Here is an 11555-nt window from a genome sequence, read left to right on the forward strand (position 1 = left end):
CGTGCCCCCGGACGCTGTGCCACTCACATGGGCTGGGGACCGAGCTGGCCCAGGACGGCCGAGAGGATGGTGTGCGCGCTGCCGATGACGGACTCGATCGGCTGCGGGTTCTCCGACAGCACCCATTGCTGGGCGATCATCAGCACGGCTCCGACCAGGCCGGTCGCGAGGGTGCGCAGGTGGAAGTCGGGGAATGCGGTCCGGTCGACTGCCGGACCGATGACGACGAGAACTGCATCCACGAACGACCGGGTGACGCGGCGGTAGGCGTTGTCGACCTCCGGCCCGACACCGAGGACTTCCTGGAATGCGATCCGCGGGATCCGCGGGTCGTCGGCGACGGATCGGAAGAACGCGGTCAGCGCACCGCGCACCCGCGCGTCGAGATCGGCGCTGCCGTCCCCCGCACCGCGCAGGACGCTGTCCCGCAGGCGGTCGGTCACGCTCGCGTACGCGGCCAACAGCAGGGCCTCGCTGTCGTCGAAGGACTCGTAGAAGTAGCGCTTGGTGAGCCCGGCGGTCTCGCAGATCTTGCCGACCGTTGCCGACCGGTAGCCGCTGGTCCCGAACACTTCGACGGCCGCGTCGACGAGGCGCACGCGGCGCTCTTCCTGACGCTGACGGGGACCCGCACCGCGGTAGGTGCGGCCCGTGTCGTCGAGCTGGGGCGAACTCACGCCCCCATATTGACACCGCACAGTTCCAGATACAAACTGACACCGAACGGTGCCAGATCACACGCCAGGAGATCCCATGCCCACGCTGAGGAACAAAGTCGCACTCGTCACCGGGGCCGCGCGTGGCATCGGCGCCGAAACGTCCCGCGCGCTCGCCCGCAAGGGCGTCAAACTGGTTCTGATCGATCTGGACGCCGAACCGCTGAGGGCGCTCGCCGCCGAACTCGGCGACGACGTCGCGATCGCCGCGACCGCCGACGTGTGCGACCTGGCCGCCGTGCAGAAGGCCGTCGACGCCGGTATCGCAAAGTTCGGCGGCATCGACCTCGTCCTCGCGAACGCCGGCATCGCCAGCTTCGGCTCGGTCCTGCACGTCGATCCGGCGACGTTCAAGCGGGTCATCGACATCAACATTCTCGGCGTCTTCCACACCGTCCGCGCTGCACTGCCCTCCGTGATCGAGCGCAAGGGGTACATCCTGGTGGTGTCGTCGCTCGCCGCGTTCGCGCCCGCACCCGGGCTGGCCGCATACAACGCCAGCAAGGCCGGCATCGAGCATTTCGCCAACGCCCTGCGTCTCGAAGTCGCGCACCAGGGCGTCACCGTGGGCTCGGCCCACATGTCGTGGATCGACACACCGCTCGTTCAGGACGCGAAAGCCGACCTCACCGCGTTCAACCAATTTCTCGCCTCCCTGCCGGGACCGCTCGGCAAGACGACGTCGGTGGGCTCGTGCGTCGACGCGTTCGTTGACGCCCTGGCCAAGCGGAAACGCCGGGTCTACGTGCCCCGGTGGGTCGGAATCTTCGCCTGGCTGAAGGCGGTGGTGACGTCGCGGATCGGGGACCGCACTCTGCTGCCGCCCGTCCCCCGGATCCTTCCGCTGATGGACGAGGAGGCCGCAAAGCTCGGCCGGTGCACCAGCGCACGTAATGTCGCTCTCGGCGACGTCGCCGTAGACCCGAAGTAAGCACCCTTCCCCGCCAGCGAGAGAGCGTTCATGTCACACACCGAGACCGCCGCCGAGACCACCGGGGCGAAGACGCCCGTCGAACACGTCGACGTGCTGATCATCGGAGCCGGACTGTCCGGGATCGGTGCCGCATACCACCTGCAGGACAACTTTCCCCGACGGACCTACGCGATCCTGGAGAGCCGCGAGTCGATCGGCGGCACGTGGGACCTGTTCCGCTACCCCGGCATTCGCTCCGACTCCGACATGTACACCCTGGGCTACCGGTTCAAACCGTGGTCGGGTGAGAAGTCCATCGCCGACGGGCCGTCGATCCTCGAGTACGTCAAGGACACGGCGGCCGAGCACGGTATCGACCGGAACATCCGGTTCCGGCACAAGGTCGTTCGTGCCGAGTGGTCTACCGCGGATTCGCACTGGACGGTCGACGCCGAGCGCACCGATACCGGCGAGACGGTCCGGCTCACAGCCGATTTCCTGATGTCCTGCAGCGGCTACTATCGCTACGACGAGGGCTACACCCCCGAGTTCCCCGGGCTCGACCGGTTCGGTGGTCGCGTCGTCCACCCGCAGCAGTGGCCCGAGGACCTCGACTATGAGGGCAAGCGGGTCGTCATCATCGGCAGCGGCGCCACCGCGGTGACGCTGGCGCCGTCCATGGCTGCCGACGCCGCCCACGTGACAATGCTGCAGCGGTCGCCCACGTACATCATCTCTATGCCGGCGAAGGACAAGCTGGCCAACAAGCTGCGACGCCACCTGCCCGCCAAGCTCGCCTACGGCCTCACCCGCCTGAAGAACGCATCGGTCGCCACCGCGATCTACCAACTGTGTCAGCGGTACCCGGAATTCATGAAGGGCCGCATCCGGCAACTCCAGGAGAAGTGGCTGCCGAAGGGGTACGACATCGACACCCACTTCACGCCCCGATACAACCCGTGGGATCAGCGACTGTGCCTGGTCCCCAACGGGGATCTGTTCCGCGCCATTCGGAACGACGAGGTGTCGATCGTGACCGATCACATCGACACCTTCACCGAAACCGGGATCACGCTGAAGTCCGGTGAAGAGTTGCACGCCGATGTGGTCGTCACCGCAACCGGTTTGAACCTGCTCGCGTTCGGCGGGATGACGCTCGCCGTCGACGGCCACGACATCGACCTCACCGAAACTATGGCCTACAAGGGAATGATGCTCAGCGGGGTCCCCAACTTCGCGTTCGTCATCGGGTACACCAACGCGTCCTGGACGCTCAAGGCCGACCTGGTGTGCGAGTACGTCTGCCGTCTGCTCGCGCACATGGACGCGAACGGGTTCACGCAATGCGCCCCTGAGCGCGACAGTTCGGTCGAGGAGGAGCCGTTCCTCGACTTCGCCGCCGGATACGTGCTGCGGTCGGTGGAATCGTTCCCGAAGCAGGGTTCGAAAGCGCCGTGGCGGCTGCGGATGAACTACTTCCGCGACCTGGTTGCATTGCGGCACGGCAAGATCCTGGACGACGCCATGACCTTCAGCCGCCCGTGAGTACTTCTTAACCGCCCGCGGTTAATAAGTACTCACGGGCCTGCGGCCTCGCTTTCGCGCAGCGCCTTGCCCTCCTGCACGTACTGCTCGTACTTCTCGGCGTTCTTGTCGGAGACGCGCGTATCGCGGGGCGGCAATTGCAGTTCGTCCTCGGCCGGAATGCCGGCCTGCAATTCCCGTCCGCGTTCGAGTTCGGCATCCAGTTCGGCGCCGAAGAGCAACGCCAGGTTGGTGATCCAGAGCCAGAGCAGGAACACGATCACGCCGGCCAGGGAGCCGTACGTCTTGTTGTAGCTGCCGAAGTTGGCGACGTACAGACCGAACAGGACCGACGCCACGATCCACGTCACGATGGCGAGGAAGGCGCCGGCGCTGATCCAGCGGAACTTCGGTTGCTTCACGTTGGGCGTGACGTAGTAGAGGATGGCCACGGCTACCACGACGATGCCGAGGACGAACGGCCAGCGTGCGATGTTCCACACGGTCAGGGCGGTGTCGCCGAATCCGATCGTGTCACCCACCGAGCGTGCGACGGGGCCGCTCAGGGCGAGCATCGCCGCAGCGGCCGCGACCAGAACCAGGCCGACGATGGTGACGGCCAGCATCTGGGGGCGGAGTTTCCACACGGGACGCCCCTCCTCGACCTCGTACATGCGGTTCATCGCGCGTCCGAACGCCCCGATGTAGCCGGACGCCGACCACACCGCACCCAGCAGGCCGAGGACGAGGGCCATTCCCGCGGTCGGTGCTGCGACCAGTTGCGCGATGGGGTCGCGCAACGTGTCCACGGCGGAGGACGGCCCGAGGTCGTCGACCATCTGTAGGACCGCGTCGGTGGTGCGCTGCCCCTGACCGAACACTCCCAGCAACGAGACCAGCGCCAGCAGCGCAGGAAACAGCGAGAGGACCGCGTAGTACGTCAGCGCGGCGGCCAGGTCGGTGCACTGGTCGCGTGTGAACTCGTGCGCCGTCTTCCTGATGACGTACCACCAGGACGGTTTCGTCAGGTCCGCGGGCGAATCCGGCTTACGCGGATCGTCGGGTTCCGGTTCGGCGTGTTGATCGTCGTTCATCGGTCACGCCTACCCGGAACGCAGGTCGGGGAAACTGGGGCCTTATTCGTGGTCGGTGCCTGCGGTGAAGTTCGCGACGACCTCTGCCGCGATCTCCCGAAGTTTGACGTTGCGGTTCTGCGAATAGGAGGCGAGTTTGTCGAAGGCGGTGTCGGCGTCGCACTGGAAGGCGGCCATGGTCAGCCCGACAGCTTGGCTGAGGGTTGTTCGCGTATCCAGCGCTTTGCGCAGTTGTTCCGTCTCGAGCTCGGTGTCCGTGATCAGAGTTTCACGAAGCCACGACATTTCGAGATGAACACGCACCCGCGCGACGAGTTCGCTCGGCTGAAACGGTTTGACGATGTAGTCGTCGGCGCCGTGGTTCAGTCCGTCGATGGTCGGCTCCGTTCCCGCTCGGGCGGTGAGCAGAACGACCGGCAGCCGGGCCGTCGACTGCTCCGATCGCAGCTCGCGGAGGAAGTCGATGCCGTCGCGACCGGGAAGCATGACGTCGCTGAGCACGAGATGCGGCGTGCGGACGGCGACGCGCTTCAGTGCGGACTCCGCGTCGGCGACGGCGTCGACGTCCCAGCCCTGCTCCTGCAGCAATCGTGTGAGGTACGCCCGCAGGTCCGGATGGTCTTCGACGAGCAGGATGCGGCGGCGGTCCGCCCCGGGTTCGGTCGACGGCGCGACCTCGGCGGACGGTTCGCGCTGGTCGATGTCGCCGAAGGACGTCACCGCGCCGACGGGTCGGTCGTCTGCGCGCGGGGTCACGCCGTCCGGCGCCGGGACCCGCGGTACGCGGACAGTGAAGGTGCTGCCCCGGCCCGGTGCGCTGTCGAGTTCGACGGAACCGCCGAGCGCAGCGGCGAAATCGGCCACCAGGGAAAGCCCGATGCCGACGCCGCCCGACCCGCCGGCCTCGACGCGATAGAACCTGTCGAATACGCGTTCCCGTTCTTCGGCGGGAATGCCCACCCCCGTGTCGGTCACGCTCAACACCAGCCGGCCGGCGTCCTGGCGGAGCGCCACGGACACGGATCCGGACCGCGTGTACTTGACCGCGTTCGACACGAGGTTCAGCACGATCTTCACCCACATCTCGCGGTCCACTTCGACCGGACCGGCGCCTTCGTCGATATCGGCCCGGAGCGCGAGTCCGGCCTGCACGGCGGCGGAATCGAACATGCTCACGCATTCGGCGGTCAGCCTGCCGACATCGGTCGGCTCCGGGCGGGGCAGCAGCTGGCCGGCTTCCGCCTTGGACAGATCGAGGAGGTCGTCGACGAGCTGCTGCAGCCGGACCGCTGCCCGGTAGGCGGCCGCGATCGCGTCACGCTGATCTGCGGGCAACTCGTCCCCGGTCCGCTCACGCAGAGTCTCGAGGGGGCCCAGCAGCAAGGTCAACGGGGTACGGAACTCGTGACTGACGTTCTGGAAGAACCGCGTCTTCGCCGCGTCGAGTTCCGCCAGCGCGGCGGCGCGGTCCCGTTCGAACTCGTAGGCCAGAGCGTCCGAGATCAGCGTCGACACCTTCGCCGTGACCAACTCGGCGAAGCCCCGATACGCGTCGTCGAACGCGCGATACGGACTGATCCCGAGCACGAGCACACCCACCGGCTCCGCGTGACCCGTCACGATCAACGGGCACAGCCGCACCTCCGTCACCGCCTTCGACCCGGCGGGCTCGAACGATTCGCCGGGCGCCTGGACGCGGCGGCTGGTGACGTCGGTCGCCGGGATCCGGGCGGGCCTGAACTCGCCGTCGTCGTCCACCCCGGCGGCACCGACGAGCACGAGGTCGTCGGCGGCGTCGTCGCCCGAGCCACCGGCGACCTCCCGACGGAGGTAGATCGCGGCCAGCGGAACGTCTTGTCCGCTGGCGCCGAGCACGCGCACGACCGCACGGCAGGCATCGACGAGCGGGTCGTCGCCGCCCGCGGTGGATACCGTGCCCAGTTGCCGCAGCGTCTCCAATCGCCGCTCCCCGAGCACGGTCGCGGTCACGTCGGTCGTCGCGACGAAGACACCGGCGACGTTCCCGTCCTCGTCCTGTACCGGACTGTAGGAGAACGTCCAGTACGTCTCCTCGAGGTACCCGTGCCGCAGCAGGTACAGCGGCTGATTCTCCGTGTAGGTCGCCGCGCCGCCCGACATCACCTGCTCGGCGAGCGGTCCCACCTCGTCCCAGATCTCCGCCCAGCACTGGGCCCCGGGTTCGCCGATCGCGGCGGGGTACTTGGCGCCGAGGACCCGGGTGTACGCGTCGTTGAAGATCTGCACGAGCTCAGGACCCCACCAGAGCAACATCGGGACCTCGGAGGGCAGCACGGTGCGTATTGCCGCCCGCAACTCGACAGACCAGGTCTCGACCGGCCCCAGCGGTGTGGCCGCCCAATCGATGCGGCGTAGCCGCTCCCGTGTCTCGCCCGGCCCGGCGAACAACCGATCCGCCGACCAGGAATTACCGAAACCCGAGCCAGTCACATCCATGGACCTTTCCGCCCACTGCCGGTCGCCCGGACATGTCTGTTGTCAACAGGGAAATCATGGCCCAGTACCGCGTGCAACCGCCACTTCTCGTCTTCCGACATTCGGAAGCGAAGTTGGATTCGAGTGACCCGTCCGCCACGGTAGGTGAGTCGTGAGCCACATCACAGCCCACCTCCGAGGAAGAGCAGGTCCCGCGCATGCAATTCGACCTACGCGAACGCATCGACAGCAGTCCGATGACGCGCTACCAATGGGGCGCCATCGCCATCTGCGGTCTACTCAACGTGCTCGACGGCTTCGACGTCCTCGTCATGGCGTTCACCGCCCAGTCGGTGTCGCAGGAGTGGGATCTGTCCGGCTCGGTCGTCGGCCTCCTGCTCAGCGCCGGACTGTTCGGGATGGCCGCGGGTTCGCTGTTCCTGGCGCCGTGGGCCGACACCATCGGCCGCCGCGCCATGATCCTGCTGTGCCTGGCACTCGCGTCGACGGGCATGCTGCTGTCGGCGGTCAGCCAGAGCGCGTTGCAACTCGGCCTGCTCCGCGCCCTCACCGGCGTCGGCATCGGCGGAATCCTCGCCAGCAGCAACGTCATCGCCAGTGAGTACGCGTCGAACCGCTGGCGCGGGCTCGCGGTGAGTCTCAACTCCACCGGTTACGCCGTCGGCGCCACCCTCGGCGGAATCATCGCCGTCGTGCTGCAGAACTCGCTCGGCTGGCGCTCGGTGTTCCTGTTCGGCGGGCTGTGCACGGCGGCCATCATCCCCGTCGTCTACGCCCGGCTCCCCGAATCCATCGACTTCCTGCTCGTCCGGCGACCGGCCAACGCCCTCGACCGGATCAATGCCTTCGCCCAGCGGGTCGGCCAGCCGCGACTCGACGGACTGCCCGCACCGCGCGCCGCCGCCACCGCCGACGCCGGATTCGCGATGCGCGTCCTGCTGTCACCGCAGCGCCGCCGCAGCACACTCCTGGTGTGGTTCGCGTTCTTCATGGCGATGTTCGGCTTCTACTTCGTCACCAGCTGGACCCCGAAACTGCTGGTCGAGGCGGGCATGTCCGCGAACCAGGGCGTCACCGGCGGAGTGCTCCTCAACCTCGGCGGCATCTTCGGCGCCACCCTGCTCGGGGCGCTGTCCGCACGCTTCGCCCTGAAGCGCGTGCTCATCGCCTACATGGCGATCGCGGGCGTGCTGCTCGTCGTCTTCGTCCCCGCCACCGCGTCCATCGTCATCGCGTTCGGGCTCGGCGCCCTGATCGGCGTCTTCGCCAACGGCTGCATCGCCGGGCTGTACGCAATCACGCCGTCGGTCTACTCGCCCGCCGTCCGGGCCACCGGCGTCGGCTGGGGCATCGGCATCGGCCGCGTCGGCGCCATCGCGTCCCCGATCGTCGCGGGCGCCCTCCTCGACCGCGACTGGTCGCCCACCCAGCTGTACATCCTCGTGGCCGCGTCCTTCGTGCTCGCCGGACTCGCCGTGTCGCGACTGCGGTTCGAGAAGACTGGCGTGGACGCCGGGGACGCCACCGCGGACGCGCCGCTGACCACTCACTGAGGCGGCTCCGCCACCCGTGCGTGGTTGACGAGTGTAGAGACTCGTTAACCACTCACGGGCCCGGAGGGCCTAGATCCCGACCTTCGACAGGATCGCCGTCATCGCCGCCTGGACGCCGGTGGACAGGGTGGGCTCTGTGACGGGGGCGAAGAACGGTGAGTGGTTCACCGGCACAGGCTTTCCACTCTCGAGGGTTTCCGCGGTGTGGCCACCGAACATCCAGAACACCGACGGAACGCCGATCACCTCGGCGAGCAGGCCGAAGTCCTCCGAGCCCATCATCGGAGTCGACGGCGTGACGTTGTTCTCGCCCAGCACCTTCTGCAGCTCGGCGACCAGTTCGGCGGTGGCGTCGGGATCGTTGTAGTTGCGCGGGAACGTGTACAGCTCCTCGATCAGCGGCTTCGGCGCCCCGGACGCGTCGGCCTCGGCGTAGATGATGCGGCGCAGCGCGGCATTGACCTGCTCACGCACCTCGGGGTCGAGGGTGCGCACGTTGATCGTGAACTCGGCCCGGTCCGCGATGATGTTCTCCTTCAGCCCCGCATGGAACGTGGCGACCGTGACGACCGCCGGCTTCATGGGGTGAACTTCGCGGGACACGATGGTCTGGATGCGGTTGATCATGTTGACGCCCTGGATGATCGGGTCGATCGAATCCTGGGGCTGGGAGCCGTGTGAGCCCTGGCCGTAGACGGTGACCTTCAGCGAATCGGCCATGGCCATCGCGTCGCCACTCGTGATGTGCACGGTTCCGGCCAGCATCGGCCCGACGTGCTGCCCGAAGACGATCTCCGGCTTGGGTGCCCGGTCCCACAGGCCGTCCTCGACCATGGCCTTCGCTCCGGCGGCCGTTTCCTCGCCCGGTTGGAAGAGGAACACGATCGTTCCGGCCCACGCCTCGCGCGCGCCTGCGAGCAGTTCGGCGACGGTGAGCAGGGTGGCGACGTGTGTGTCGTGGCCGCAGCCGTGCATCACGGGCACCTCGGTGCCGTCGTCGAGGTGTCCGGTGGCGGCGCTGGCGTAGTCGACGCCGGTGTCTTCCGCGATCGGCAGCCCATCGGAATCGGCGCGGAAGGCCACCGTGGGGCCCTCGCCGTTGGTCAGGACACCGACCACTCCGGTGCCGCCGCAGACGAACGTGTCGATCCCGAGGGCGACGAGGGAACTCTGGATCAACTCGGCGGTCTTGTGTTCCTGCATGGACAGTTCCGGGTTCGCGTGCAAGTGGTAGTAGAGGTCGTGCATCTTCGTCCGCAGCTCGTCGGTGAGCGCGATCGGGAGGTCGGTCATGGAGTCTTCTTTCGAATCAGGTGAAGGTGAGATGTCTCCGCGCATCGATTCTTACTCGATGGTCGCGAGCTCGGCCGGGCTCTGGTCGTTCTTGTTCCGCAGGAACCAGGCGAGGACCGCCGTCACGATCACCGCGATGGCGGTGGACGACAGCGCGAGGCTCGGCATCGCCGGAACCACCACGAACGTGATGACCGCGGCCACCAGCAGCGCGACCACCGTGGCCCGGGGCTGCTTCATCGACACGATCGCCTGGACGAGGACCGCCCCCAGGACCGAGGGAAGGATGTAGGAACGGGTGACGGTCACGATGTCGGCGGGAATCACGCTGATCAGCCAGGTGCCGAGCAGCCCCACGAACACGGCCAGGGACACGAGGTGCACCATCGCGGCGCCGCAGATCGCCAGGACCGCAGCCAGTTCGGCCCGCTTGGTTCCCGGTTTGGCTCCGATGTTCGTCTGCGCGATGAGCGCGGCAGGCAACAGCTTGTTCGCGATGTTGCCGATCATGAACGCCTGGTACATCGCGGCCGGACCGAGGATGGGGAAATAGGTCAGCGGTTCGACCAGCCAGATGATGAAGAATGTCCCGGCCACCGCGGCGAACGCGGTCCACAACTGGCCTCCGGTGACGTCCACCTCACCCGAGAACACCAGGTACAGGGGCGCACCGATCGACAGGAGCAGCCCCACGATCATCGTGATCCGACCCCAGCGGGACGTCGTCTTGTCGAACTCGGCGAGTGCACGCGCACCGGTGGACACCGTTACGGCTTCGTCGGTAGTCATCGAAAAGTCCTTTCCGTGCGAGTCGTGAATCAGGAAGTGACCAGGTAGGTAACGGTGAGGGCGGCGAGGATCGAAATGCCCAGCCCCCATTCACGGAGCCAGCCCTTGCCGAACGTCCGGGCCACGAAGAGGCAGATCCCCATCGCGACCGCGGAGGCGGCGAACGCGACGATGTGATAGCTGGTTTTCGTCAGTTCCTGGAAGCCCAGCGACGCGAACGCGCCGATCAGGGCGGCAGACGGGACGACGGCCATCAACGCCGGATTCACGGTGCGGATCTTCGCGTCGCCCCGCTTGAGCAGCGGAGTGAGGACGAGCGCGGACAGCATCCACATCACACCGCCGATACTCATCGCGAAGAAGGCGACCACGAACACATTCTGGGTGTAGGTGTCGGCACCGAGTTTCGCGCCCATGGAGTCGGCGGCGATGCTGGCCGCGGACACGTCGTACGCGGCGGAACCGATCAGGCCGATGCGGGCCAGGACGGCGGGCGTCCCGAAGAGGGCGAGCAGGGCGATCGCCACGAGGCAGACCGCCAGGGACGGTCCGATCGCCGAGACGGCGCCGGAGCGGAACGACACTTTCATGTCTTCCGGCGACATGTCCGCGACGGGTGCCACCTTGCGGACCGCGGTCATGTAGATCGCCGACTGCACGACGATGACGACGAAGATGCCGGCAACGGCCACCCAGAGAACAGGCGAGTTGGCGACAGCCATGATGTCCGTGGATGTCCCACTAGCAGTCACATTCATGGATCTCCCAGGGAGCGTGAGTAACCGGCGAACCGATCGCTCGAGCGATGTGAGGGTGATCCGGTGGATCGCCTCGGCTGACACCCGCTCTGTTCCGTAACCTGAGAGTTTGGAGACACACTCGTGGGAGTGGTCATCGTGCCCCGTCGGTGAACGTGCCGTTACAGCCGACACGCTGCTCTCCAGAGTTCCCGACCCTGACTGTCCTGGTGCCTGAGAGTTTGTGGGTACTTGCTCCTTCGGCGTCCGGGACTCGGTCCCGGAACTCTCCAGCCAGGTTCATAGGGAGAAACCACCGTGATGGTTCCGAATCGAACTGACTCGGGACGTACTGTTCCGCAGACGTATTACGAAAGGATGACTTCACCGTTCCGGCGTGTTAACTCACACTCCCGGGCGGAAATCGCCAGTGCGCGTTCGCATGCCGAACACCCCATGTG

General features: G+C 66.9%; 9 protein-coding genes and 2 riboswitches. Of the genes, 3 read left to right on the forward strand and 6 right to left on the reverse strand.

Features of this window, described 5'->3' with window-relative positions:
• Window positions 1-23 precede the first annotated feature (23 nt).
• On the reverse strand, window positions 24-677 hold the full coding sequence (locus PSR88_RS15020; protein ID WP_016882211.1) for a TetR/AcrR family transcriptional regulator: 654 nt from the start codon (window positions 675-677) through the stop codon (window positions 24-26).
• Window positions 678-753: 76 nt separating this feature from the next.
• Between PSR88_RS15020 and PSR88_RS15025 the strand changes: the two genes are divergently transcribed.
• Both PSR88_RS15025 and PSR88_RS15030 read left to right on the forward strand, forming a co-directional pair.
• Window positions 754-1647: an SDR family oxidoreductase gene (locus PSR88_RS15025; RefSeq protein ID WP_016882210.1), complete on the forward strand. Its 894-nt coding sequence runs from the start codon at window positions 754-756 to the stop codon at window positions 1645-1647.
• Between the two features lie 30 nt (window positions 1648-1677).
• Complete coding sequence (locus PSR88_RS15030) at window positions 1678-3174, forward strand: flavin-containing monooxygenase (RefSeq protein ID WP_011595598.1); 1497 nt, start codon at window positions 1678-1680, stop codon at window positions 3172-3174.
• 32 nt (window positions 3175-3206) lie between these two features.
• Here the strand turns inward: PSR88_RS15030 and PSR88_RS15035 are convergent, their stop codons facing one another.
• A complete protein-coding gene (locus PSR88_RS15035) occupies window positions 3207-4247 on the reverse strand; it encodes a YihY/virulence factor BrkB family protein (RefSeq protein ID WP_011595599.1) in 1041 nt (346 codons plus the stop codon).
• 42 nt (window positions 4248-4289) lie between these two features.
• Window positions 4290-6722 carry a response regulator gene (locus PSR88_RS15040; protein WP_016882209.1) on the reverse strand — a complete coding sequence of 811 codons (2433 nt, stop codon included), beginning with the start codon at window positions 6720-6722 and terminating at the stop codon, window positions 4290-4292.
• Window positions 6723-6919: 197 nt separating this feature from the next.
• On the opposite strand from PSR88_RS15040, the gene PSR88_RS15045 reads away from it, so the two are divergent.
• The gene (locus tag PSR88_RS15045; protein ID WP_011595602.1) at window positions 6920-8275 is read left to right on the forward strand and encodes an MFS transporter; all 1356 of its coding nucleotides are present in this window, start codon (window positions 6920-6922) and stop codon (window positions 8273-8275) included.
• A 69-nt stretch (window positions 8276-8344) separates the two neighbouring features.
• Here PSR88_RS15045 and PSR88_RS15050 read toward each other — a convergent pair whose 3' ends face one another.
• From PSR88_RS15050 to PSR88_RS15060, 3 genes are read right to left on the reverse strand one after another with little or no spacing between them, the layout of a single operon-like run.
• On the reverse strand, window positions 8345-9568 hold the full coding sequence (locus PSR88_RS15050) for an amidohydrolase (protein ID WP_029539055.1): 1224 nt from the start codon (window positions 9566-9568) through the stop codon (window positions 8345-8347).
• A gap of 51 nt (window positions 9569-9619) precedes the next feature.
• Entirely contained in the window at window positions 9620-10357 is a 738-nt protein-coding gene (locus PSR88_RS15055; protein WP_016882207.1) for a hypothetical protein, read from the reverse strand.
• A gap of 29 nt (window positions 10358-10386) precedes the next feature.
• Window positions 10387-11079: a DUF5058 family protein gene (locus PSR88_RS15060; protein ID WP_016882206.1), complete on the reverse strand. Its 693-nt coding sequence runs from the start codon at window positions 11077-11079 to the stop codon at window positions 10387-10389.
• 123 nt (window positions 11080-11202) lie between these two features.
• A riboswitch (glycine riboswitch) is annotated at window positions 11203-11303 on the reverse strand.
• A 3-nt stretch (window positions 11304-11306) separates the two neighbouring features.
• Window positions 11307-11398: riboswitch (glycine riboswitch) on the reverse strand.
• Window positions 11399-11555 lie beyond the last annotated feature (157 nt).

Source organism: Rhodococcus sp. DK176 (genome assembly GCF_038447315.2).
In the GTDB taxonomy this organism is placed as follows: domain Bacteria; phylum Actinomycetota; class Actinomycetes; order Mycobacteriales; family Mycobacteriaceae; genus Rhodococcus_F; species Rhodococcus_F jostii_A.

What these genes read in the sequence shown, in the direction of transcription:
- PSR88_RS15060 (WP_016882206.1), bottom strand. Translation starts at nt 11,079, where the DNA reads ATGGCTGTCGCCAACTCGCCTGTTCTCTGGGTGGCCGTTGCCGGCATC.
- PSR88_RS15055 (WP_016882207.1), bottom strand. Translation starts at nt 10,357, where the DNA reads ATGACTACCGACGAAGCCGTAACGGTGTCCACCGGTGCGCGTGCACTC.
- PSR88_RS15040 (WP_016882209.1), bottom strand. Translation starts at nt 6,722, where the DNA reads ATGGATGTGACTGGCTCGGGTTTCGGTAATTCCTGGTCGGCGGATCGG.
- PSR88_RS15035 (WP_011595599.1), bottom strand. Translation starts at nt 4,247, where the DNA reads ATGAACGACGATCAACACGCCGAACCGGAACCCGACGATCCGCGTAAG.
- PSR88_RS15050 (WP_029539055.1), bottom strand. Translation starts at nt 9,568, where the DNA reads ATGACCGACCTCCCGATCGCGCTCACCGACGAGCTGCGGACGAAGATG.
- PSR88_RS15025 (WP_016882210.1), top strand. Translation starts at nt 754, where the DNA reads ATGCCCACGCTGAGGAACAAAGTCGCACTCGTCACCGGGGCCGCGCGT.
- PSR88_RS15030 (WP_011595598.1), top strand. Translation starts at nt 1,678, where the DNA reads ATGTCACACACCGAGACCGCCGCCGAGACCACCGGGGCGAAGACGCCC.
- PSR88_RS15045 (WP_011595602.1), top strand. Translation starts at nt 6,920, where the DNA reads ATGCAATTCGACCTACGCGAACGCATCGACAGCAGTCCGATGACGCGC.